The 24,754-nt window shown below is 47.9% G+C and carries 23 protein-coding genes, 1 pseudogene and 1 other annotated feature; of the genes and pseudogenes, 1 reads left to right on the forward strand and 23 read right to left on the reverse strand.

Annotated elements, in window-relative coordinates:
* Positions 1 to 297 precede the first annotated feature (297 nt).
* The 3 genes from IEW26_RS03045 to lspA form a co-directional block, all read right to left on the reverse strand.
* Positions 298 to 1,551 carry an LL-diaminopimelate aminotransferase gene (locus tag IEW26_RS03045; protein WP_188591216.1) on the reverse strand — a complete coding sequence of 418 codons (1,254 nt, stop codon included), beginning with the start codon at positions 1,549 to 1,551 and terminating at the stop codon, positions 298 to 300.
* Positions 1,552 to 1,663: 112 nt separating this feature from the next.
* A complete protein-coding gene (locus tag IEW26_RS03050; protein ID WP_188591217.1) occupies positions 1,664 to 2,626 on the reverse strand; it encodes an RluA family pseudouridine synthase in 963 nt (320 codons plus the stop codon).
* The gene (gene lspA, locus IEW26_RS03055) at positions 2,619 to 3,113 is read right to left on the reverse strand and encodes a signal peptidase II (RefSeq protein WP_188591660.1); all 495 of its coding nucleotides are present in this window, start codon (positions 3,111 to 3,113) and stop codon (positions 2,619 to 2,621) included. The genes IEW26_RS03050 and lspA overlap by 8 nt, the downstream gene beginning before the upstream one ends.
* Positions 3,114 to 3,351: 238 nt before the next feature.
* Here lspA and IEW26_RS03060 point away from each other — a divergent pair, with 238 nt between their 5' ends.
* Entirely contained in the window at positions 3,352 to 4,080 is a 729-nt protein-coding gene (locus IEW26_RS03060) for a TraR/DksA C4-type zinc finger protein (RefSeq protein ID WP_145404070.1), read from the forward strand.
* Here IEW26_RS03060 and IEW26_RS03065 read toward each other — a convergent pair.
* The 20 genes and pseudogenes from IEW26_RS03065 to murD all read right to left on the reverse strand — a co-directional run bounded on the left by IEW26_RS03065 (position 4,077) and on the right by murD (position 24,753).
* The gene (locus IEW26_RS03065) at positions 4,077 to 4,439 is read right to left on the reverse strand and encodes a DUF5665 domain-containing protein (protein ID WP_145404071.1); all 363 of its coding nucleotides are present in this window, start codon (positions 4,437 to 4,439) and stop codon (positions 4,077 to 4,079) included. The genes IEW26_RS03060 and IEW26_RS03065 overlap by 4 nt on opposite strands.
* Positions 4,440 to 4,611: 172 nt before the next feature.
* On the reverse strand, positions 4,612 to 7,710 hold the full coding sequence (gene ileS, locus IEW26_RS03070) for an isoleucine--tRNA ligase (RefSeq protein WP_188591218.1): 3,099 nt from the start codon (positions 7,708 to 7,710) through the stop codon (positions 4,612 to 4,614).
* A gap of 128 nt (positions 7,711 to 7,838) precedes the next feature.
* Positions 7,839 to 8,130, reverse strand: a binding site (T-box leader).
* 57 nt (positions 8,131 to 8,187) lie between these two features.
* On the reverse strand, positions 8,188 to 8,697 hold the full coding sequence (locus IEW26_RS03075) for a DivIVA domain-containing protein (protein ID WP_111271926.1): 510 nt from the start codon (positions 8,695 to 8,697) through the stop codon (positions 8,188 to 8,190).
* A 248-nt stretch (positions 8,698 to 8,945) separates the two neighbouring features.
* The gene (locus IEW26_RS03080; RefSeq protein ID WP_145404073.1) at positions 8,946 to 9,728 is read right to left on the reverse strand and encodes a YlmH family RNA-binding protein; all 783 of its coding nucleotides are present in this window, start codon (positions 9,726 to 9,728) and stop codon (positions 8,946 to 8,948) included.
* Between the two features lie 16 nt (positions 9,729 to 9,744).
* Positions 9,745 to 10,014 (reverse strand): YggT family protein, encoded by a 270-nt coding sequence (locus IEW26_RS03085; RefSeq protein WP_184182362.1) that lies wholly within the window; start codon positions 10,012 to 10,014, stop codon positions 9,745 to 9,747.
* A gap of 7 nt (positions 10,015 to 10,021) precedes the next feature.
* A complete protein-coding gene (locus IEW26_RS03090) occupies positions 10,022 to 10,489 on the reverse strand; it encodes a cell division protein SepF (protein WP_111271924.1) in 468 nt (155 codons plus the stop codon).
* Complete coding sequence (locus IEW26_RS03095) at positions 10,480 to 11,181, reverse strand: YggS family pyridoxal phosphate-dependent enzyme (protein ID WP_145404074.1); 702 nt, start codon at positions 11,179 to 11,181, stop codon at positions 10,480 to 10,482. The genes IEW26_RS03090 and IEW26_RS03095 overlap by 10 nt, the downstream gene beginning before the upstream one ends.
* 5 nt (positions 11,182 to 11,186) lie before the next feature.
* The gene (gene pgeF / locus IEW26_RS03100) at positions 11,187 to 12,083 is read right to left on the reverse strand and encodes a peptidoglycan editing factor PgeF (RefSeq protein ID WP_188591219.1); all 897 of its coding nucleotides are present in this window, start codon (positions 12,081 to 12,083) and stop codon (positions 11,187 to 11,189) included.
* Between the two features lie 62 nt (positions 12,084 to 12,145).
* The gene (locus tag IEW26_RS03105; protein ID WP_229729627.1) at positions 12,146 to 12,538 is read right to left on the reverse strand and encodes a YlmC/YmxH family sporulation protein; all 393 of its coding nucleotides are present in this window, start codon (positions 12,536 to 12,538) and stop codon (positions 12,146 to 12,148) included.
* A 224-nt stretch (positions 12,539 to 12,762) separates the two neighbouring features.
* Entirely contained in the window at positions 12,763 to 13,545 is a 783-nt protein-coding gene (sigG, locus tag IEW26_RS03110; protein ID WP_110898501.1) for an RNA polymerase sporulation sigma factor SigG, read from the reverse strand.
* A 111-nt stretch (positions 13,546 to 13,656) separates the two neighbouring features.
* Complete coding sequence (sigE, locus tag IEW26_RS03115; protein WP_110898502.1) at positions 13,657 to 14,379, reverse strand: RNA polymerase sporulation sigma factor SigE; 723 nt, start codon at positions 14,377 to 14,379, stop codon at positions 13,657 to 13,659.
* 11 nt (positions 14,380 to 14,390) lie between these two features.
* Positions 14,391 to 15,371 carry a sigma-E processing peptidase SpoIIGA gene (gene spoIIGA, locus IEW26_RS03120; protein WP_188591220.1) on the reverse strand — a complete coding sequence of 327 codons (981 nt, stop codon included), beginning with the start codon at positions 15,369 to 15,371 and terminating at the stop codon, positions 14,391 to 14,393.
* A gap of 354 nt (positions 15,372 to 15,725) precedes the next feature.
* Positions 15,726 to 16,835: a cell division protein FtsZ gene (ftsZ, locus tag IEW26_RS03125; RefSeq protein WP_188591221.1), complete on the reverse strand. Its 1,110-nt coding sequence runs from the start codon at positions 16,833 to 16,835 to the stop codon at positions 15,726 to 15,728.
* 150 nt (positions 16,836 to 16,985) lie between these two features.
* On the reverse strand, positions 16,986 to 18,263 hold the full coding sequence (gene ftsA / locus IEW26_RS03130; protein ID WP_111271919.1) for a cell division protein FtsA: 1,278 nt from the start codon (positions 18,261 to 18,263) through the stop codon (positions 16,986 to 16,988).
* 296 nt (positions 18,264 to 18,559) lie between these two features.
* The gene (locus IEW26_RS03135; protein WP_188591222.1) at positions 18,560 to 19,327 is read right to left on the reverse strand and encodes a cell division protein FtsQ/DivIB; all 768 of its coding nucleotides are present in this window, start codon (positions 19,325 to 19,327) and stop codon (positions 18,560 to 18,562) included.
* A 59-nt stretch (positions 19,328 to 19,386) separates the two neighbouring features.
* Positions 19,387 to 20,670, reverse strand: coding sequence for a UDP-N-acetylglucosamine 1-carboxyvinyltransferase (gene murA, locus IEW26_RS03140; protein WP_111271940.1), 1,284 nt, complete (start codon positions 20,668 to 20,670; stop codon positions 19,387 to 19,389).
* Positions 20,671 to 20,816: 146 nt separating this feature from the next.
* Positions 20,817 to 20,912 (reverse strand): annotated as a pseudogene (locus IEW26_RS30705) (UDP-N-acetylmuramate dehydrogenase); the annotation flags it as partial.
* 155 nt (positions 20,913 to 21,067) lie between these two features.
* Complete coding sequence (gene murG, locus IEW26_RS03145; protein WP_188591223.1) at positions 21,068 to 22,177, reverse strand: undecaprenyldiphospho-muramoylpentapeptide beta-N-acetylglucosaminyltransferase; 1,110 nt, start codon at positions 22,175 to 22,177, stop codon at positions 21,068 to 21,070.
* A gap of 8 nt (positions 22,178 to 22,185) precedes the next feature.
* Positions 22,186 to 23,283, reverse strand: a complete 1,098-nt coding sequence (spoVE, locus tag IEW26_RS03150) for a stage V sporulation protein E (protein ID WP_145404080.1) — start codon at positions 23,281 to 23,283, stop codon at positions 22,186 to 22,188.
* Between the two features lie 48 nt (positions 23,284 to 23,331).
* Positions 23,332 to 24,753: a UDP-N-acetylmuramoyl-L-alanine--D-glutamate ligase gene (murD, locus tag IEW26_RS03155; protein ID WP_145404081.1), complete on the reverse strand. Its 1,422-nt coding sequence runs from the start codon at positions 24,751 to 24,753 to the stop codon at positions 23,332 to 23,334.
* Position 24,754: the final 1 nt, after the last annotated feature.

The raw sequence follows: 24,754 nt of genomic DNA on the forward strand, positions 1-24,754 counted from the left end.
TTTTGTTTTTTTCTTTTACTTCTGCTTGATCGAACGCTGCTCTTCCAGCTGCGTATAGGATTGCTTTATTGTGGAAAACATGGAGTCACTGCATATAATCGTTTTATCAATACAAAATCGCAACCTTCGTATCTTTCAACCTGATCCTGTCTATACAAATAACGCAAAGACTTAATCATAAGATTCTTGGTTATTTTTGTTAAGAGAATATAAAGTATATTTTGACAGAAAAAAGAGACCGTTTCCGGTCTCTTTTTTCTTTATGCTTTACATCATCTATTTTACTGAATGTTTCAATTAAAATTCAAACTCTACATCGCTCAGACGACGTTTAATTTCAGCAATAACCCGTTCCTCTTCCTCTTCGCCATTTGCAATAAACGTTACGGAGAAACGAACAAAGTTTCCTGCATCATCCCAAGGTACGGAGGAGATCAGCTTCTCACGGATCAGGAATTGAGAGAAATCCTCACCGGATTCGAAGCGGCGTCCGCCTACAACACCTTTTGGCGCTTCTACGTAAAGGAAGAAGGAGCCTTTCGGTTTCTCAGCCTGGAAGCCAAGTTCGTTCAATGCTGCAACCAGCATGTCATGACGACGGGAATATTTCTCAGCAATTTTCTCAGTAATTTCCGGATGATTCAAGCCATACGCTGCCGCTTTCTGGATTGCGATGAATTGACCGGAGTCATTGTTGTCCTTCACATCACTGAATGCTTTGACAACGAGCGGATTACCAGCAACAAAGCCAATTCTCCAGCCCGTCATGTTGTAGGATTTGGACAAGGAGTGAAGCTCCACACCAACATCCTTGGCACCAGGCACGGACAGGAAGCTGAACGGTTTTTTACCGTCATATGTCAAGGCTGCATAGGGTGCATCATGTACAACAACGACATTGTATTTTTTCGCCCATGCAACAACCTCAGTGAAAAACTCCACTGTAGCACTTGCACCAGTCGGGTTGTTCGGGTAGTTCAGATAGAGCAATTTTGCGCGTTTTGCAATATCCTCAGGGATTGCTTGCAGATCAGGCAGGAAGTTGTTTTCTTTCGTCAATTGAACGTTAAACACTTCTCCGCCTAGATATTTGGTATGCGTACCCATTACCGGGTAACCAGGAACCGTCATAATAGTTACGTCTCCCGGATTGATGAAGCAGGATGGCAGCATCGCTAAAGCTGGCTTGGAGCCGATAGAGTGAACAATCTCTGTATCTGCATCAATTCCATCAACGTTAAATACGTTTTTCAGGTAGGCTGCTGCCGCTGCCTTGAATTCAGGAATACCGTTATCGGCATATCCGCGGTTCTCCGGCTTGGCCGCTTCTGCAGCAAGTGCAGCAACGATGCCTGCATCTGCCATTTCATCCGGTTCACCCACCCCAAGGTCGATCAGCTCGACATCGGGAAAGTCTTTTTTGGCAGAAGCTTTGGCACGTTTGATTTTCTCGAATTTATAGATGTTCGTGTCTTTACCATAGTTGGAGCCGCCGATACGGTCGGCAAAATTAGTTTGGATGTACGTTTCTTGATATTGTTCAATACTCATAAATGCGATTCATCTCCTCATTGTGACGCAAATTTCTCATGTCTTAATATGAAGCATTTGAGCATACAACACCATGGACAAAATATCCGAACATTTGTACTTTCTACAAACGTCAGCGGCTTCTGAGCGAAGCCAGTACATCCTCCATATCCTGCGGGATTGGTGCGCTGAATTCCATGTATTCTCCTGTAGAAGGATGTACGAAGCCAAGCGTTGCAGCATGCAAGGCCTGTCCGTTCATTTTGATCCCTTTGTTGCGTCCGTATGTTGGATCACCCACGAGTGGATGCCCGATAAATTTCATATGCACCCGAATCTGGTGGGTACGTCCTGTTTCGAGCTTTAACTCCAGCAAAGTGTAATCGTTAATGCGCTCGGTCACTGTAAAATGAGTCACCGCATGTTTGCTGTTGCGCTCGGTCACGGTGTACATTTTACGATCATTCGTGTCACGGCCAATGGGTGCATCAATCGTACCCTGATCATGGCTCAGATGACCATGCACCAGCGCAATATAACGTCGGTTCACGCTGTGTTCTTTCAACTGTGCAGCCAGGGAGGCGTGGGCATGATCATTTTTGGCTGCCATAATCAAACCTGATGTGTCTTTATCGATTCGGTGTACAATTCCCGGACGCAGCTCCCCGTTAATGCCGGACAGATCCTTGCAATGATACATCAAAGCGTTCACAAGCGTGCCTGACGTATGACCTGGTGCTGGATGCACAACAAGTCCGCGCTGTTTGTTAATAACAATGAGGTCACTGTCTTCATACACCACTTCGAGCGGGATATCCTCTGCGATAATTTCCACAGCTGCCGGCTCAGGAATATGCAGAACGATCTGATCGCCTTCAGACAGCTTGGCGTTGGCTTTCACAATAGCACCGTTTACTGTAACCGCACCGTCTCCGATCCATAGCTGGACCTGGGAACGGGATACGTCCTCTAAAGCATCGGTAATGTATTTGTCCACGCGTTCTTTCTTATGTTCAGCGGCAACGGTCCATTCCATACGTTCCTCACCGTTAAATTCTTCTTCGTTATGAACCTGTTCTTCATTCACATTACTCATGATGCTCATTCCCTTCAATCTTTGCAGCCGCTTTCTCACGGCGTCCTTCCAATAATGTCTCCACAATAATTAATGCTACCCCGATACAGATCGCCGAGTCAGCAATGTTGAAAATGGGAAACGTGTAACTTCCGAAATTAAGCTGTACAAAATCTACAACTTCCCCTGTCAAAGCCCGGTCAAGGAAGTTGCCGATCGCTCCACCAAGCACCAGGCTAAGAGCTACTGGCAGCAATTTGTGCGGTGTATCTTTTACTTTTTGCAAATACCAGATCAAAGCGACAACCACAATAATTGTAACCACAATAAAGAACCAGCGCTGGTCCTGCAAAATGCCAAACGCCGCACCTGAATTACGATGGGAAGTGATGACAAAAAAATTGCCAATGACCGGAATCTCTTCTCTAAGCTCCATCCGGGTAGCAATCAGGTACTTTGTTCCCTGATCGACTAAAAATACGATAAAAGCAATGATATAATACACCACGTTTGTTGTCACTCCGTTCTTGTCTTTTCCAGCGATAACAACGCATTCGCCAGACTTATTTATTGTAGCACAGCTATTTAGAGATCGTCCATGACGGGCAAACGCTCCGTTCTGCAGATTTCTTGGAAAAAGCCTTGGAAAAAGCGATAACATTTGCCTTCTGTAATCCCGCCTGAAAAGGCACATCCTAGATTGGAGACATCAACCGGATTCCGAACGAATCAGAAAGGGGAAAGCCATGTCACATTTCACAGCCAAGCAACTGCAAGCACTGCGTTCCCAGCTAATGAGCAATAAACGTGATATTGAACATCGATTGTCCGAGAATGAGCACTATGGCTTGGGGGATTCTCTAAAGCTTCAGACCGGAGAACTGTCACCCATCGATAATCATCCTGGCGATTTGGCTACAGAGGTATATGAACGAGAGAAGGATATTTCCCTGCTTGAGCATGATGAGTTTCAACTTGAACGCATTGATTCTGCCCTGCATGCGATCGAGGAAGGTCATTACGGAACCTGTGCAGTCTGCCAGCGGCCGATTCCTTATGAGCGTATGGAAGCTGTTCCGTACACCAAATACTGCAAAAAGCATCAACCCGAAACCGTCGTTTCCGAGAACCGCCCTGTGGAAGAACAATTTCTTGCCCCGGCGTTTGGACGTACCAGTCTGGACGAACGAGAGGACCAGAACGGCTTCGACGGTGAAGATGCCTGGCAGATTGTAGAGAGCTGGGGAACCTCCAATACTCCTGCAATGGCAGAAAGCGGTGATATCGACAGTTACGATGTGATGGCTATTGAAGCTGCAGAAGAGCTGGACGGTTTTGTTGAAGCATACGAGAGCTTTGTGGCAACAGATATTTATGGTCATGATGTATCCATTGTTCGTAATCGGCAGTATCGGAAGTACCTTGAAAATGGTGAAGGGTCAGGACTGCTCGAACCGGGCTCCGAGGAGGATTAATACGTATTCATATCCAGCTGACGCTGCACGATTCGTACAATATCAGCGATGTAATCTCCGACAATCGGCAGATTTAATGCGCCCAGAACCTGTAACACATAGATAATCGTTGCTGCAAAAAAAGTAAATCCGATGGCGATCCCTACACCTCTCGCCGTTCCAGACAACAGATTTAACCAGATGAGCTTCCATGGTCGGTTCAGCAGCTCTGTATATTGTGCAATGCGTGAACGCTCCAGTTCATTCGCGATCCGGCTCGTTAATGTATGTAATTGTTCAATTTTGTCGTGAGACGTATCCACAGGTTCAGCATTAGAGACGGCTGTAGTGGATGCGGCTGGCTGGTCCTGTTTGCTCATATTTCGCTCCAATCGTTTATGATATTGATACAAGCTCACAATTTAATCATTTCCTTATCGTGCAAAAATCAAACGAGCCCAGCTACAGGAATTGCTTCCCTGGCTGCGGCTCGTTTAAGTTGGTTCACTATTTAATTAGTTTATCCTCAATATTAGAAAACTACTCTACAGGCTACGCTTCAATGTAGATTCCGATTGCTTTGCCTCCGGCATCCACACGTTCCATGTTATCAGCCGAACCAAAGGTTACTTCTGTTACAAGTACATTCTCACGCAGAACTTCGTCAAATGCTTGAATTGCTGCTTGAAGATCCGCATCGACTTCCAGCGTCAAACGCACTCTTTTCTCAATTGGCAGATCAAGTCGTTTCCGTGTATCCTGCACAGCTCGAACGACTTCACGCACCCAGCCTTCCTGTTCAAGTGCTTCCGTAATTTCTGTGTTCAGCGCTACGGTAAGACCATAACCTGATGCCGACGCAAACCCGGACTTCGCCTGCTTCTCAACCAGCAGTTCCTCGTTCGTCACCTGCAGCTCCTCTCCTTCTGGAGAAACGACGTTAAATACGCCTTCCGCTACCACTTTGCGTGTCTCATCCGCAGTCATGCCTTTAAACAGGTTTTGCAGGAAACCTACGTTTTTGCCGTATTTTTTTCCCGCAACCTTCAGGTTCAGCTTGAGTGTAAAATCTACGAATTCCGCATCATTATGCTCGGTACGGATTCCTTTGACATTGATCTCTTCCTTGATGATCTCTTCATAACTTGCCAGATCAAAGCCTTTATCCAAAGAAACGATCAGTTCAGACAATGGCTGACGAGTTTTGATGCCCGTTTCATTACGAACGTTACGAGCCAGCTCTACCACGCGACGAGCCGTTTCCATATCCTGCTCCAGCGCTGCATCGATCAAGGCTTCGTTAGCTGTCGGGTAATCGTCCATATGCACGCTCTCACCCGTCGTCAAGTTCAGATAGATATCCTCAGCCAGCATAGGTGTAAATGGCGCCACCAGCTTCGCTGTAGTCACCAGCACTTCGGTCAGGGTACGATAAGCATCCAGCTTATCCTCTGTCAGACCACTTCCCCAGAATCGGTCACGGGAACGGCGGATGTACCAGTTGCTCAGCTCATCTACAAACGCTTCAATAGCTTTAGAGGAATTCAGATAATCATTCACTGCCAGTGCTTTTTCCACAACAAGGATCAGACTGTTAAGTCTCGACAGAATCCAGCGGTCCAGCTTGTGTGCAGATAATTGGAACGGATGCTCCTGCGGATCGAACCCATCGATTGTTGCATACAGCGTCAGGAATGCATGGGTGTTCACCAATGTATCGACCATTTTGGATTTGGCTTCCCCAACGATGCCCTTGGAGAAACGTTTGCTGTTCCATGGCGCGCTGTCAGACAGCAATGCCCAGCGGAACGCATCCGTACCGTATTCCTCGATAACCTCCCATGGGTCAATGACGTTGCCTTTGGATTTGGACATCTTCTGACCGTTCTCGTCCAGTACATGCCCTGTTGCCATAACGGCTTTGTAAGGTGCTTTGCCTGTCAAAAGGGTGGACACCGCGAGCAGGCTGTAGAACCAGCCGCGCGTCTGGTCGATGCCTTCACAGATCATATCCGCCGGATACTGCTGTTCAAATACTTCTTTATTTTCAAAAGGATAGTGCTGCTGTGCAAACGGCATCGAGCCGCTGTCGAACCAGACATCAATCACTTCCGGCGTACGTTTCATCTCGTATTTGCCACATGAGCTTAGCACCTTCACTTCATCCACATACGGCTTGTGCAGCTCGAGATTTTCAGGCACTTCTCCGATCGCACGGGCACGAAGCTCAGCAATGCTGTGTGGTGCAAACTGTTCCCCTGTCTCTTCACATACCCAGATGTTCAGCGGCGTACCCCAGTAACGGTCACGGCTGATGTTCCAGTCCACGAGGTCCTCCAGAAACTTCCCGAAGCGGCCTTCACGCACATGCCCTGGATACCATTCCACTTCGCTGTTATTGGCGATAAGCTGATCCTTGATCGCTGTGGTCTGGATAAACCAGCTATCCATCGCATAGTACAGCAGCGGTGTATCACAGCGCCAGCAGAACGGGTAGCTGTGCTCGTATTTTTCCTTGCTGAACAAACGACCATTTTCCGATAGGTATCTGACGATGTCGATGTCGCAATCCTTCACAAATCGGCCAGCAAAATCCGTCACTTGAGCAACAAATTTGCCTTCCAGATCAACCATATTGACAAAGCTGATGCCGTTCTCGCGGCATACACGATAGTCATCTTCACCGTGTGCAGGAGCCATGTGAACGATACCCGTACCGCTTGCATCCGTTACAAAGGACGCCCCTAACACGATATTTGTTTTCTCTGCCTGAACATAATTAAATGGCGGACTGTAGGTTTTGCCAACCAGATCGGCGCCCTTCAGAGTGCCAATGATCTCATATTCACCTTTGCTGTCCTTCATGACCTTCTCTACAAGATTGGTTGCCATGATGTATACTTCATCGTTCTGACGAACACGGGAATAATCCATGTCCGGGTTGACCGCAAGTGCCACGTGAGAAGGCAGTGTCCAAGGTGTTGTCGTCCAGGCCAGCACGAACTCACCGCTATCATGCAGTTTGAACTTGGCTGTAGCACTCAGGTCTTTGACATCCTTATAGCCTTGTGCAACTTCATGCGAGCTCAACGTTGTCTGACAGGAAGGACAGTACGGGCTAACGCGATGACCGCGATACAGTAGCCCTTTTTCGTGAATGGTCGCAAGGATGTTCCATACACTTTCGATGTAGTTGTTATCGAGCGTGATGTATGGATTATCCATGTCCGTCCAGTAACCGATGCCTTCCGTCAAGTCGCGCCATTGCTGCTCGTATTCAAATACGCTCGCTTTACATTCGTTGATGAATTTCTCCACACCGTAATCTTCGATCTCCCACTTGTGAGAGATACCCAATTTCTTCTGTACTCCGAGCTCTACCGGCAAACCATGGGTATCCCATCCGGCTTTACGAACGACACGGTAACCCTTCATCGTATTGTAACGACCAACAAAATCCTTGATTACACGTCCGAGCACGTGCCCGATATGAGGTTTACCGTTCGCTGTAGGCGGGCCTTCATAGAAGACAAAGTTTGGCTTGCCCTCCCGATTTTCAATGGAACGTTTAAAGGTGTTCTCTGTCTTCCATTTATTTAACATGCGTAATTCTCTCGCACGTGCTTTCTCTTTGACGTCAACTCGCTGCATGCTGCTCAACTTCCCTTCTCTTATTAAACTCAATATTGGATTGCTCGCGACGAGCACTTCAACCTCTTCAGGTTTTCCTTGCCTTCCGTCCAACCGCCGTTTGAGAACACAAAAAAACCTCATCCCTGGAAAGGGACGAGGTTCTGCTCGCGTTACCACCCTAATTCTGTTCATCACAAACCACATTCAGATCACTCTGAGTATGCTCTGTCATCAACAGCGCTTAAGCCCCGCTGTAATGCTGCAGGGTACCGTTATAACGTACGGCTTACGGTTCGGCTTACACACGGTTATGCTTATACCGCTTCAGCGTCACTTCTCCGGGAAGATATTCGGCTATAACTCATCCGTTGGTTTGCACCAGACACCAACTCTCTGAGGGATGAGATCATAACGTACTGAGCCCGTCATGGAATCACTATTCAATATGAATATAGTTATAGCTTCTTTGCCCGCAAAAGTCAACCGGGCGGCAGACTAATAAATTTCTTTCATCTCCCGCTCACGGTCCTTTACTTCCTGTTCCCGGCTCTCCAGCGCTTCCCAGCCATCCTGAGTCAGCAATTCAAGCTGAGCTTCTACAAGCGTGCGGAACCGTGCTCGATAGATCGAAGCCTGCTTTTTCAGTTCTTCCACTTCCAAAGCAATCTTGCGAGACTTGCCAAGCGCTTCGTTCACGATTCGGTCAGCATTTTTCTCTGCTTCCTTCACGATGAGCTGCGCTTCTTTCTTCGCATTATTTTTCACGTCATCAGCAGCTTCCTGTGCAATGATGATTGTTTTGCTAAGCGTTTCCTCAATCGTAGCAAAATGATCCAGCTTCTCCTGAACGGACAGCAACTGATTGCTCAGCTCCTTGTTCTCGCGAATGACGCCTTCGTAGTCTTTGATGACTTGATCCAGAAATTCATTGACTTCATCCTCGTCATACCCGCGCAAGCGTCGGGAGAATTCCTTGTTATGTATGTCCAGCGGCGTTAATGGCATGCTGTCCACCTCCTGTAAAAATTCCTTCCCATTTCAGAGAAGGTTTGCAGCACATGGGTTCCACCCAAGAAGCCGTAACAAGACACCTGTAGCTGGTATCCGGTACGGATGAAGGACCTGTCTCGACTTATCAGAGGTCCATTGACAACATGTACTTTAATGTATATCGGAAACACCAAGTATTTTTTTACCCTTTTACCCTTTACGTTTAACATTTCGACAAGAATTCAGATTATCCTGCAACATGATCAAGCAAATTTCCCGATTTTCACCCTGCAGCGTCCCTTTTTGGTCATTCCTTCCTGCTCCAGCACCTTAAAACGACCAAACCCTTGAATAGACACGATATCTCCTGCCTTGAGCGGTTTCGAGGGATCTTCCACCACTTTCCAGTTCACCTTGCAGCGCCCTGCCTTGATGGGAACCAGCACCTTGCTGCGGCTCAATCGATACACATCCGCACAGATGCCATCAAGCCGCAAGGAAGCAACGGTAATATCTATGGTGTCCAATTTTGTCTCAGACCATTTCATCTGATCCAGCGGCAGCAGCTCCGTGAACACATGTAACCGGTGGACCTGATTCAGTTGAAGCGATAAAAAAGCGCCGGTTTCTGCTGCCACAACCGTGTGGCAGCCTTCCTCCAGCACTTGAATGTCTCCGATCTTGCCACGCTTCATCCCGAGTCCGAGCAGGGAACCCATGTAGTCCCCATGCTCCAGCTCCGAAATCTTTGCATCATCTGACGTGATGCTGAGCACCTGCATTCCCATATCTTCCTCATCGAGATAACGATAGTCCGGTGCAATTAATGCCCGTTTGCGTTCAGCCGCCTCATATCCGCCATCCAGACGAACCTGAACGTCCTGACTGCGATTAACCAAGGATTGCAAAATAAAGACCTGTCTTGGATCAAGAAAGTCGGTGAGCTTCATGTCATGATACTTGCTCGCCCGCTCAATCCAGTCGGAGGCTTTATCTACAAAATCCCGCTCATCATGGCTAAAATGTTCGTAAATTTCATTACTCATCTATGTCACCCTTAGCCTAGTATACAAAATACCGAAGTACCGAGATTAACCCGACAAGCGCAAGTCGAAGAACAAGCAATGCAACGATCGGGGAAATATCCAGCACGCCAAACAAAGGCGGAATAAACCGGCGGAAAGGACTTAAATACGGCTCCACAAATTTGCCTAACAATTCACCGATGAAGCTTTCCCGCGCGTTAGGAAGCCATGACATCAATATGTAGACAATGACCATGTAAAAATAAATCTGATATAGCGTTGACAATATAACTTCAACTTGATACAAAAGCGGCTCACCTCATTCTGTTATAATCTTGCTCGCTGTCAGCCAGTATTTCCGTAATGGTTCCCTGAATTTCAACCGTATCTGGCGTACAGAGAAAAATGTTGCCGCCAATTTTAGATATACCGCCACCCAGTGCGTATACCGTGCCGCTCAGAAAATCTATGACACGCAACGCCTGATCCTGACGGATTCGCTGCAGATTGACCACAACAGTACGATGTGAGCGAAGATGGTCGGCGATCTCCTGTGCTTCGTCATAAGAACGAGGTTCATACAGGACAACTTTAACATTTTTCTGGGAATGAATGCTGACCACATTATTACCCCTTTGGTTTCTACGTTTATCTAACGCAGAGGTTTCATTTTCTTGCTGCTCTGGCTCTTGTTCCTCCTGTGCAGCAAGCCGCTCACGCTCTACAATCTCTTCCTCTTCCTGAAGTCCAAGGAAATTCATAAATTTATTCATTACGCCCATCGTGTTCCCTCCTCTTTTCCTACGAGTATTGATCCAAGCCGCACCCAGGTCGCCCCTTCTTCAATGGCTACTTCGAAATCGTTGGACATGCCCATTGACAGTTCCGTCAGCGGCTGTGCTGTCAACGCTTGTCCATTCAGATCATCTCTCAGCTCACGCAGCCCTCGAAATACAGGACGCGTCATCTCTGGATCTTCCTCATGAGGTGCCATCGTCATCAGACCGATGACATTGAGGTTGTTCAACGATTGAATTTCTTTCAAAAATGAACTTGCCTGTTCAGGCTGCAAGCCATACTTGCTCTCTTCACCCGAAATATTCACCTGCATAAATGTGTTCACCGTCAAGCCGATTGAGCCAGCTTTTTTATCCAGTTCCTTGGCCAGTGACAAACGATCCAGTGAATGAATGTATGCAAACCTGCCAATGACGTCCTTCACTTTGTTTGTCTGCAGATGACCGATAAAATGCCAGGTGCCCTTCTGTCCGAAAGCTTCCCATTTTGCCTGTGCATCCTGCCAGCGATTCTCACCAATATGCTCAAGACCATGTTCAAGCACAGACCCTGTCGTTTGCAATGAGACATATTTCGTGACCGCAATCACATTCACATGCTCACGCTGACGATCGCTGCGCTTGCACGCATCTTCAATCTTCTGATTAACTTGTTGTATACGCTCCTCCAATGACACAGAGGTCACCTCTCTTCCAGCCCAATCCAGCTTGCCATTCTTCCTGTAGTCCCGTTCTCCTTACGATAAGAGAAAAAAATCTCAGGATGACAACTTGTACACCATGTTGTACATTCGATATGATCCGGCAATATTCCTGCTTTCATCATAATGTGTCGATTACATTCTTTCAAGTTTAACATCGTTTTGCCGTCTGCAGCTGGGGTATATATGCTTCTGGATACAGAACGCTCGTATTCATCATTACCCTGGGGCTCATCGAGCCAAACCCGGACATGCTGCATCACAGCCTCATCTACTTCATAACAGCATTCCCCGATCGATGGACCGATAGCCGCCCGGATATCTTCCCTCCGGCTTCCATACTCGCGTTCCATCGTTTCCACCATAGAGACAGCAATGCCTGCTACCGTGCCTTTCCATCCCGCATGTGCAAGGCCTACAGCCTGTTTCACAGGGTCATAGAAATACAGCGGAACACAATCAGCGTAAAATGAAGTCAGTAGCACACCAGGCACATTGGTCACCAGGCCATCCGTATCCTGTAAGGCCGATTGACGATCCAGCAGCCCTCTGCCGCGCTCTGCAGCAGTAATAACAGCTACATGCTTGCCATGCACCTGCTCTCCGCAGGTCCAGGCCTCCAGTGCAAAAGCAAGCTTACCCGTAACAAGACGCCGATTGCTCAATACAGCTTCAGCGTCGTCCCCGACATGATATGCACAATTGAGTGAAGCGTAAGGCGCTTGACCAACGCCACCATGTCTGGTTGTGAATCCGGCCGTCAACCTTTCGAACGATTGCCAAGGTTGAATGTATAACAAAAGTGGATCTTGATCATTACGATACGTTTGCTCAGCTATTTCCTTCGTTACATTTTTGTCCAATACAAATGGTTCCATTCTCTCACCTCACAACTTCCAGTGTACCAAATGAGCAGAGTTCTGTCTCACTCACTTATCATTTATATCGTTCTGCGCTGACTCCGATTCAGGCGTTCCAGCCGTTCTGCACGGTCGGTGCGGCTCTGCCGCTGCTCATCGTATAACCGAGCTTCCCGCTCACGCTCATCATAGGTCTGTTCTTTTACCTCATCCATTTTCACAAGAATGACGTCAGAACCGATTTTCACAATATTTCTCCAGGGAATGATGAGATCCGTCCCCCCGCCGAACAGCCCCATAAAACGACTGTAACCCGGTACAACGATAGCCTCAATTCTGCCCTGCTGCAGGTCCAGTTCCAGATCGCTAATCTGTCCAAGGCGTTTGCCATCCGTGATATTAATAACATCCTTCGTTTGAAAATCGGAAATTTTCATACCGCGCGAAGCCGGCTCATTTGTATTCACTCTCATTCCTTCCGCCCCCTGTTAACACTCGTCTCCCGTTCTTCATCCATCTATATTTAATATATGTCCTTTGGGTGAAAAATGTCCTGTTTTTTCGCTTGTATGCTCCAAAAGCATAAACGAAAGAGTGGCTTCAGCTGCAAATTTTGCTATGGCTATGCACAAAAAAAGGACGATTAATGGAATTGTTATCCGATCAATCGCCCTTTTACTTATTTCACACGATCATACTAAGACTTCACATGTTTCTGCATCTGTTGTATGGCTGATTTTTCAAGCCGTGAAACCTGCGCCTGTGATATCCCGATTTCATCTGCAACTTCCATTTGCGTTTTTCCTTCAAAGAAGCGCATCGACAAAATCATCTTTTCCCTCTGGCCGAGTCGGTGCATCGCTTCGCGCAAAGCGATCTCCTCGATCCAGGACACATCTTTGTTTTTGTCATCACTGATCTGATCCATCACATAGATCGGGTCCCCGCCGTCGTGATAGATCGGTTCAAACAGGGATACCGGGTCCTGGATCGCATCGAGTGCAAAAACAACATCTTCCTTCGGCACGTTCAGCGCCTCGGAAATTTCAAATATCGTCGGTTCGCGTGAATTTTTATTGGTCAGGCTGTCCCGAACCTGAAGTGCCTTATAGGCAATGTCCCGCAAAGAACGGGATACTCGAATCGGGTTATTGTCACGCAGATATCTGCGAATCTCACCGATAATCATCGGTACCGCATAGGTTGAAAATTTGACATTCTGGGATAAATCAAAATTATCAATGGCTTTCATCAGGCCGATGCAGCCGACCTGGAACAGATCATCGACAAACTCCCCCCGATTGTTAAAACGTTGAATGACACTGAGTACCAGACGCAGGTTACCATTCACCAATTTCTCTCTTGCTGAGCGATCATGGTGCTGTTGAAGGGAATGAAATAATTCCCTCATTTCAATATTGGTGAGAACAGGCAGTTTTGCGGTGTCCACCCCACAAATCTCGACTTTGTTTCGGGTCATCGTGATTTACCTCCCAAGGAGAAACATTAATGTACATTATCTCCGGGGCAGGCTTTTTTATTCGTAGTTGGCACCCTTGCCAGTAATACCCATTCTTTCTTTTTAACCCGATCAGACCATTTTGTTGAACTCTTTGCGAAGCCTTTTAATGATTCTTTTTTCCAAACGAGAGATATAGGATTGGGAGATTCCAAGCAGATCAGCCACATCTTTCTGCGTCTTCTCCTCGCCATCGGTCAAGCCAAAACGAAGCTCCATAATCATTCGCTCGCGATCCGTCAGCTTCTCCAGTGCCTTGTGCAGCAGCTTGCGATCTACCTGTTCTTCAATATTTCGATAGATTGTATCGTTCTCGGTACCGAGCACATCGGATAATAAAAGCTCGTTTCCATCCCAATCAATATTCAGCGGTTCGTCAAAAGATACTTCGGTACGAATTTTACTGTTACGCCGCAAGTACATCAATATTTCGTTTTCGATACAGCGTGAGGCGTAAGTAGCAAGCTTGATTTTCTTTTCGGGATCAAATGTATTTACGGCCTTGATCAAGCCAATCGCACCGATTGACACCAGGTCCTCGATATTAATGCCTGTATTTTCGAATTTGCGTGCAATGTACACCACCAGACGCAGATTACGCTCGATCAGCATCGCACGAATAGCGGCATCTCCAGATGATAACTTCTGCAGCAGATATTCCTCTTCTTCCCGTGTCAGTGGAGGCGGGAGCGCTTCACTTCCTCCGATGTAATAAATCTCTTCACTTTTCAGCCCAAACAGGAATAACAAGCGGTAATAATTCAGTTGAGCAGCCAGTTTCCATTTCACAAGCATGTCGGTTCCTCCTATACCACATTCAGCGGCTTTTCTGTAGCTTCCGCGGATTGAGCCGTAGACTGCGCAGAAGCAGCTTCTTGCACAAGCTCAGGATGAATCACGGCCTGATATTTTCCATCGGACGACAAAACGCCCCCATCCAGCCCAATCAAAACCTTGGTTGTCTCATAAGTCATTTCCTCCATCGTCACTCTTACGCGGTCCGGCTTGATGGCCAGCATAAAGGCTGTTCCTTTGTTAATCCCCCGGTAGGGAACCAGCCGCAGTCGGTCCTGCCACTTAAACTGCTGCTGATCCAGCTCCATAATGAGCTTATCCGGTGATTCCTGCTTCAGTCTGTGCTTCCAGGAATCAGGCAGCCACTCCTGCCACAATGCAACCTCCATGACCATCACTGGCATGCGTGACAAAGGATCGGTCAGCTGATTGCCTGTATCCAGAAGGCCTGTACAAGACACAACCTTCTCATCAATGCAAACCTCGACCTTACCCAGGTAGGTGCATAACCGATCCGTTTTCCGTTTGGCACTCTGCACAATTTTGAATAATAAAAGGACCGCGAAGAATATAATGAATGTGAACCAGAACGCAATCTTCAGATCAAATGACATGCCGCCCGAGGCTGTAAACCAGATGCCGTTAAACAGCTCTCCCGAGCTCTGCAGCATGTAATGCACACCCAGAATACCTCCAGCGGCGACAAAGTTGATAATGTAGAATGTGCCCAGTGTTCGTGTAAATGCCTGCAGCCCTTTATATCCAAACGCAATACTTAGCATAACAAGAGAAAAGCCAAACTTGATCAAAAACGTGAACATAAAATCAAACTGCGGTACAAACATCATCACCACGTATAACGCGCCAACAATGGCCGATAACAGCCATCTCCACCAGACCAGCTTCGTTTGGCGCATCCAGGCGGTCAGTCCAATGAGCGCTCCATCAATCATCAGATTGGTCAAAAAAATCAGATCAACATACACTACCACGCTCTTCACCTGCCTGCATCGAACCTACCGAAACAAAAGATTGCAACGATCATAGAGGCATCAAATTGTAATGAATACAGATGCAACCGACTAGACGAACTCAGGTCCATCCAACCTGTAGCTATCTCCGTTGCTTTATCATCTCGATATTTCATGAGCATATTCCCAAGTATACGGAGCCTCCTGTTCAAAGTCTGTCTAAATGTGGGAGCTTGTTTCCAACTTTTTTTGTCGGAATGCGCAGGCGACTTGTTCAGAATTTGTTCATTCCTGTATGTTACGCTATATAAAAAAACAGCAAAAAACCCGGCTGCTTCAGAAGCAGTACCGGGTTTCCAGGTAATGATCAATCATTTATTCGTTATTGTTGTTGCGGGAACGATTACGTAAAAATGTCGGAATATCCAGCTGATCACTGCTCGGCTGATTTCCGAATGGACGAAGATTCGGCGAACGGGTCTCTCCTGTTTCTGCTGCCGCAGCAGGTTTGCGCACTGGCGGAGCCGCTGGTTTATCTTCGAATCCGGTAGCGATGACCGTAACCTTGATCTCCTCTTTCAGATCTTCGTCAATAATCGCACCAAAGATCATATTCACTTCCGGATCGGAAGCCGAAGTGACGATCTCAGCTGCTTCATTGACTTCATACAGAGACAGGTTAATACCACCTGTAATGTTCATGATGACACCGCGCGCGCCTTCAATGGAGGTCTCCAGCAACGGACTCATAATAGCTTTGCGTGCCGCTTCAGCTGCACGATTCTCGCCAGTTGCCTCACCAATTCCCATCAGGGCAGAGCCGCGCTCATGCATGATCGTTTTGACGTCTGCAAAGTCAAGGTTGATCAGACCCGGCACCTTGATAAGATCGGAGATACCTTGTACGGCTTGACGCAGTACATTATCCGCTTGACGGAAGGCTTCCAGCATCGGCGTCTTTTTGTCAACAATCTCAAGCAAACGATCATTCGGAATCACAATCAGCGTGTCCACTTTTTCCTTGAGTGCTTCAATCCCTTGTTCTGCGTGGGTGGAACGCTTGCGGCCTTCAAAAGTGAAGGGACGTGTTACGACACCTACCGTAAGTGCACCGCACTCCTTGGCAATTTCAGCGATGACTGGAGCTGCCCCGGTACCTGTACCGCCGCCCATACCTGCTGTAACAAATACCATGTCCGCCCCTTTGAGAGTGTTCATGATCAGCTCTCGGGACTCTTCCGCTGCTTTTTTACCTACTTCCGGGTTGGCACCAGCGCCAAGACCACGGGTTAATTTATCACCGATTTGCAATTTATGCTCGGATTTTGCCAGGTGTAAAGCCTGAGCATCCGTATTCACTGTAATAAATTCAACACCTTGTACTCCACCTTCAATCATTCGGTTAACCGCGTTGCTTCCGCCGCCGCCTACCCCGATGACCTTAATCTGAGCCAAGCTCTCCATCTCAAAATCAAATTCCAACATATTATTCCATCTCCCCCTCAATGTGCATGGATGGCCCGTCCAATTTTTGATTTGAACCGAATCAATTTCATATATCGACGAACGAAAGCGTTTATTTTAGTACCAGCGCATTCAGACGGCTTCAAGAATGTATGAAATGGATCCAACCTGTTATATAAATTCACTGAACATATTCTTCAGTCGTTCGAACAGACCGGGTTTTTGTTCCGATTCCTGTGCCGTATTCGGCTTCGGACGGTTCGTCGGTTTTTTGTTATTGGTGTTATTGTTGTTACCGCCGTTGCTACTCGAGGGCCTGATGCGCAAACCGCGAATAACATTGTGCAAAATGCCAACACCGCTGGTATATCCAGGATCACGCACACCAATGTAATCCGGAACAGCAACCCGTACCGATGCAGCAAGCTCATGCTGTGCTACTTGCAGTACACCCGGCATGGAGACCGTCCCACCCGTAAGTATATAACCTCCAGGCAGCTCGTTGTAACCAAGGCGTTTCACTTCTTGACCGATCATCTGAAATATCTCCTGAACCCTTGGTTCAATAATAGCCGCCAGATCCTCTTGTGAAAACTCCTTGTCTACATTGCTGCCAATGCGGGTAACTTTAAACATCACATCTGCAGCAGCATCATCGAGCCAGGCGCAGCCGTATTTCAACTTTACTTTCTCCGCCTGATCCGTCAGGGTACGTAAGCCATAGGCAATATCATTCGTTACAAATTCCCCGCCGATTGGCAAAGTTGAAGTTGCAACCATGCTGTTCTCTTCAAAGATCGCGATGGTTGTTGCACCGGCTCCGATATCCACGAGTACCGATCCCATCGTTTTCTCATCCTTGGACAAAGCCAGCTGGCCAGCCCCTAGTGACATGAGAACGAGATCACTCACTTTTAGTCCCGCTTTTTCCACGCAGCGCAAAAGATTATGTATCGCGGTTTTTGCACCCGTAATGATGGTCGCTTCAACCTCGAGACGAACACCAATCATACCCCGCGGGTCCTGTATGCCCTCCAAGCCGTCTACAACATACTGCTTGGCGACAACATCGATAATTTCCCGTTCCGGCGGAACCGCAATGACCTCGGCTGCTTTCAACACCCGTTCCATGTCTTCTTCTCCGATCTCACGATCCTCGTTCGATACTGCCACCACACCGTGACTGCTCATCAGCCCGATATGATTCCCTGAGATTCCAACATATACTTCGGATATTTGAATACCTACCATACGTTCAGCATGATCCACTGCATTGCGGATCGACTGCACCGTCTGATCGATATCTACGATTACACCTTTGCGAATTCCTTCCGAGTCGGCAGATCCAACTCCAATAATATTAAAGGTTCCATTATTAATTTCCCCAATAATAGCGCGAATTTTGGATGTACCGATGTCCAAACTAACAATGATGTCATTGTTGCTCAAGTCTGTGGCACCTCCTGACTTCAATAATAAATTACGTTCGGGTTCAAACACTCATTAAAACATATTCAACACACTTTAGACTTTCCCTCTTTTTTCTACAATTTTTTTGGATGCCAAGTTCTGGTTGCGTAACATAAAACCTTGAAGAAAAAAGAAGGAGGCATTTCAGGTGCCATAAGCTCAAGTGTACCATTTTTTCTTGATCTCAGAAAGAACAAGTTTAACACATCAACCGGGCCCAAAGTCTTATCCCGCCTACACTTTTACGTATTGCACAAAGGAAGGCAGGCAAATGCTCAGGGCTTTGTTCCTGGTTCTGCGTCATTCTCTCCATCATCGGGAATGAACGGCACATACGTATCTGCCTCAAGCATCGTAATTTTGCCCGGCCGCTCTGTTTCAATCACCTGATTCAAATATTCCACTTTATCCGTTAACAACGATATTGTTGTAATCACTTCAAACTGCGATTTGGTGTACATGCGAATCTGATCCGGAAATGAAGGTGTCGGGTTTGGAATAATCTCAGAAATGTCTGTCGTCAGCTCGTTCGGAATTTGAGCCAGCGCCTGACTTAGTTTTGCTTTGAGCGGATCATTCGGCTTCCATTGCGTCAGAATCGGCTTCTCAACTGCAACGCCAATCGTTGGTGGCACATTCAGGCTTGTCCCACTGGACAGGATTGCTTTCAATGCACCGCTGGAGTCGAGTTCATAAGCGACTGTGGGATATTCCTGAACCTTGATATGAATCGTTCCGGGAAACTGCTTGTCCACTGTAACGGTTGAAACAGCTTTAATCGTTTTGAGACGTTCGATGATTTCAGAGGCGGTTGTTCCAAAAAACTGGTCGCCTTCTTTCAAACCGCTTTTATCCAGTAGCTCCGAAGTCGCCGTATATACATTACCCGTAATTTCGATGGCTGATATGCGACTCATCGAAGAACGAAAGAATAATACTGCCAGTAATACAATAAATAATAATAACAGGATAACTACAACTTTTCGGCTTGTGTTTCTTTTTGGGCGATTCTCCTTGAGAACCGGAATTTGACTTTTAGGCATAATAACGCTCCACAAAGCCTCAGGTCCCCCTCCCTTTCAAGAAGGGGACGCCAAGGACGTTAATTGGCAAAATCCAACTGTTTCGAAACAGTTGACTGTCTCTCCACCGAGGCTCCAAGACTCTGAAATAACTTTTCGATCCGATCATATCCCCTGTCAATGTGGTGCACTTGCTCCACAACGGTCTTACCTTGAGCCGCCAGTCCTGCAATAACCAGAGCAGCACCTGCACGGAGGTCTGTTGCTTCTACGGTAGCGCCATACAACCTCGGAACTCCACGGATAAATGCTGCGTTCAGATCCACCGAAATATCAGCTCCCATGACGTTCAACTCATCCACATGTTTGAACCGGCCTTCAAATACCGTTTCTTTCATCACGCTAAACCCGTCTGCCAAACTGAGCAGCACCATAATCTGTGATTGCAGATCGGTGGGGAAAGAAGGGTACGGAGAAGTCACGATACGATCCACCGATTTAGGGCGAGTCATGCAACTCACAGTCATTATATCATTGCAGACTGTGATTTGAACACCAGTGCGCTTCAACACATGTATAAGTGAAGTAAGATGTGACGGATTGCACTGTGTGAGCGTAACATTACCTCGGGTTGCAGCAGCAGCGATCATAACCGTGCCGGCCACAATTCGATCAGGAATGATCTCATAGGTGCATGGCTGCAGCTTCTTAACACCACTGATCGTAATTGTGTCGGTCCCTGCCCCCATAATACGTGCACCCATTGCATTCAGAAAGTGCTGTAAATCCTGGATCTCTGGCTCTCTCGCTGCATTGAATATCGTCGTTGTCCCCTCAGCCAGCACAGCAGCCATCATAATATTCTCGGTTGCTCCCACACTTGGAAAATCCAGATGAATATCCGCACCTGTCAGATGAGCGCCATGACAGATGATTTGCTGATCCTGCTCTTCAATCCGTGCTCCCAGAGCTTCCAGACCACGAAGGTGAAGATCAATTTTCCGTTCTCCAATCGCGCAGCCACCGGGCTGATATACGGAAACCTTCCCGAATCTTGCCAGCAATGGCCCCATTAGAAAAATGGAGGAGCGCATCTGTTTCATCAGATCTTCTGGCACATCATGTGACCGAATCTGCGACGTATTAATCGTCACGGTTCCCTGTTCATGCCGACACGTGCATCCAAGCCGTTCCAGGATATACAGCATTACTTCGATGTCCAGCAAGTGTGGAACGTTGTGCAGCGTAATTTCACCGTCTGCGAGCAAACTTGCGGCCATAATCGGTAAAGCGGCATTTTTTGCTCCATGGATGCGTATGGTTCCTGATAGGGGTCTCCCGCCTTCAATCACCAATTTGTCCAATGTATCACCTCCGGGGTTTACGCTCACCCACTGCGAAGACATACGGTACCAGGAATATACCTTCATACCGTTATGAGATGATATCGTGCTCTGAATAGGCTGCATAAGGGTGAAGACGTCCTCTGCTGTCGCTTGACCTGGATCAACTCCAGTACAATCCCAGCGAATTGAAATATCCGTGACACATCCGATCCATGAGCACCTGCAATCCCTCCTACAGCTCCACCGAACAATACCGGAATATCACACCTTGAGGCCTGGCTCCAAACTCTTCACCTCAACATGCGTTTTCTGCGGCTTGAATGCTGTGCTGCGGTATCATGGAACGATTGTCACGATTTATACGGTATCTTATGTCAGTCCCGCCTGGTGTGTGACAATCGCCCACTAACGCACATTACCGCCGTGAAGCAAGACGTTTGATCTCGTTCACAAGCACTTCAGCGGCATCCGGTTTACCTAATTTTCGCGAGGCCTCTGCCATCTGTTTACGCCCCGATTCATCGTTCATAATACCTGCGATTGCTTCATACAGCGCTTGGCCTGTGAGATCTCTCTCCAGCATAGTGAGCGATGCCCCACCCTTTTCGAGGGTACGAGCATTAGCTTCCTGATGATTGTTCGTCACGTTTGGCGAAGGAATCAGAATGGACGGAATACCAAGTGACGTAATTTCTGCCAGAAATGAAGCTCCCGCCCGATTGACAATCAGCGAGGTGCAGGCCAGCACTTCAGGCATGTTATGCACATAAGGAAGCACATGCAGATGATTAGGCATTGTTCCAAGAGAGCTGCGAATCGCTTCACGGGTTTCATCGAAATAGGTCTCTCCTGTAACGTAAACCACATGTACATCATGCAACTGTTCCAGCAGAGGTGCCATCTCGATCATCGCCTGATTAATGGCTTTGGCTCCCCGGCTGCCGCCAACAACAAGCACAACCCTGCTGTCCATCGGCACGCCGAGTGTCGCGAAGCCTCGATCCCGACTGGCCTGAGCAACCGTTGTTGCCCGCGGGTTGCCGGTATAAATAACCTTTTTAGCACCCGAGAATGATTTTTCAGAGCCTTCAAAGCTGACCGCAACGGTGTCCACATAACGCATCAAGAACTTATTGGTCAGACCTGGAATTGCATTTTGTTCATGAATTACAGATGGAATTCCAAGCTTCGCTGCCGCATACACTACAGGTCCGCAAACATATCCGCCTGTACCAATGACAACATCCGGCTTGAATTCCTTCAGCATTTTTTTGGACTTGCGTACCCCTTGAACGAAACGCATAATTGTTTTCACATTTTCAAGTGACAACTTACGGCGAAAGCCTGTAATATCAATAGACTTGAACGGAATGTCCTCCTGGGGAACAAGTTTGCTCTCCAGACCGCGCGTCCCGCCAATGTATAGAAATGTCGAGTCCGGGTTCTCCGCCTCGCATTGTCTTGCTATGGCAACGGCCGGATAGATATGCCCCCCCGTACCGCCGCCGCTAAGAACGACTCGCATCGTATAAGTCACCTCGCATAACGGGATAAATTCAATAATATGCCTAGTGCCGTGAGCATAAGCGTTAAGGATGATCCACCGTAGCTAATCAGCGGCAGTGTAATGCCAGTAACAGGCATCAGTCCAATCACGACACCGATATTAATAATGACCTGCACGGCAACCATGCCGATAATGCCCACGCCCAGCAGACTGCCAAAGGCATCTGGAACGGTCATCGCTACACGCATGCCTCTCCACACCAGTACCAGAAACAATAATAAAACGATTATTCCACCAATGAAACCAAGCTCTTCTGCCAAAATGCTAAAAATAAAGTCCGTCTGCGGCTCAGGGACATAACTGTACTTCTGCCGGCTCATGCCCAGACCGAGACCTGCCAGTCCACCCGGACCGATGGCGTAGAGTGACTGAATGATCTGATACCCTGCCCCAAGCGGATCGGACCACGGGTCCAGAAATGCAGTAATTCGCTGCAAACGGTAAGGCGCAGCCGCGATCAATGCCGCAAAGCCTGCCACTCCCCCTAATGCAAGCAAAGCCAGATGTTTCATGCGTGCACCCGTTGTAAAAATGATAAGCATGGAGGCTCCCATCATTACAGTGCCTGTCCCTAAATCCGGCTGCAGCATAATGATGCCAAAGGCGACCCCCATGAGCCCCAAGGGAGGCAGCAGCCCCGTTGTAAAGGTCTGAATCTTGCCAGGATCTTTGCTCAGCCAGTGGGCAAGAAACAGGATCATGCCCAGTTTCATAAACTCGGAGGGCTGAATACCGAAAGACCCGATGCCCAGCCAGCTCCGTGCACCTCCACGAACGACACCAATCCCCGGGATTAACACGGCAATGAGCATAATAAAACAAACAATTAAAATGGGCTTGGCATATTTCCTCCATACCCTGTAATCCACATTCGTTGTTACAAACATCGCTGCCAGTCCCAGTACGGCGAACAAAATCTGTCTTTTCACAAAATAGAATGAATCGCCATAGTTGCGAAAAGCAAGCACCGAACCTGCACTGTATACCATGATGATGCCGATGGCAAGCAAAGCCAAAATACAAATCAGGAGCCAAATGTCCGGCGCCGGTCGCGTCTGTTTCATCAGGAGGCCACCCCTTGCATGGAAGTAGGGGCTTTTCCACCCCCCTACTTACAAGTTATGCGCCGCTTGTTTAAAAATGCGTCCCCGTTCTTCATAGGAAGCAAACATGTCCCAGCTCGCACATGCAGGTGACAGCAAAACAACATCACCCGGTGCAGCAAGCCTTGCTGCTTCCTGAACGGCAACCGTTAATGTACGGGCAGCGTCCTCCTCATTATCGACGACCTTAATTTGCTTTAGTCCGGCAAGCTCCGCGACTTTGGCAATTTTGGCCCGATTCTCACCCAGCAGCACGACCGCTTTGACACGATCTTCGAACACTGGCAGCAGCTCCATCATATCCGAGCCGCGATCCAGGCCGCCCGCAATGAGCACAACCGGCTTCTTAAAGGAATTCAGTGCCATCACCGTAGCCTTGGAATTGGTTGCTTTCGAATTGTTATAATACGCCGAGCCGTTGTGCTCCAGCACATACTCAAGTCGATGCTCAACGCCTTTGAACTCAGCAAGAGGGACAGCCAGCTGTGCAGGATCAGCACCAGCCGCAACGGCGATTGCTACAGCAGCAAGTGCGTTGCCTACATTAAAGCGCCCGGGAAGGCCAATGTTCTCTATGTCCATGATGATATGCTTGTTGCCCTGGTCATCTGCATAGACCACCTGACGTTTCACATCATCCTCCTGATCATCCACATATGGCGGATCAGCATATGCCCCCGTCTCAAGTCGTTCCGTCAGCGAGAACGGGATCAATTTGCTTTTGATATAAGGAACCAGCCCGCGGCAGACCGCATCATCCCAATTCAAAACAGCAACATCATCTGCTTGCTGGTTCGTAAAGAGCTTTGCTTTGGAAGCGACATAATCCTCCATATCTCCATGGTAATCCAGATGAGTCTCTGCCACGTTAAGCAGCGCAGCAATGCGCGGACGAAACTCAACGGTGCCTTTCAGCTGGAAGCTGCTTAGTTCCACCACCATCCAGTGATCGGACGTAGCCTGCTCAGCCGCCTCACAGAGTGGAGTGCCAATATTGCCGGCAACAATAGGGTTCAGACCTGCTTGCTCCAGCATATTGCCTACCCAGGTGGTTGTTGTTGTTTTTCCGTTAGAGCCTGTAATGCCAATCATGGGTGCTGCACAGAGGTGGTACGCCACTTCTACCTCTGTCACCACTTCAATACCTAATTCCAGTGCTTGCTGCACGGGAGCGGCATGGTAAGGAATGCCCGGGTTTTTCACAACCAGCTTCACCTGATCATGAATGAGGTCATTCGGGTGTCCGCCGCATACAACAGAAATTCCCAAAGCCTCCAGTTCGGAAGCTTCGGGACACTGTTCTCTTTCTTTTTTGTCATTTACCGTAACGATTGCCCCGGCACGATGCAGCACTTTGGCAACTTGTACACCGCTCTTCGCAAGTCCAAGCACAACCACTTGCTGTCCGCGATAGGTTTCTGGATGGTTCATA

Origin of the sequence: Paenibacillus silvae (assembly GCF_014639235.1) — a bacterium.
GTDB classification, from domain to species: domain Bacteria; phylum Bacillota; class Bacilli; order Paenibacillales; family Paenibacillaceae; genus Paenibacillus; species Paenibacillus silvae.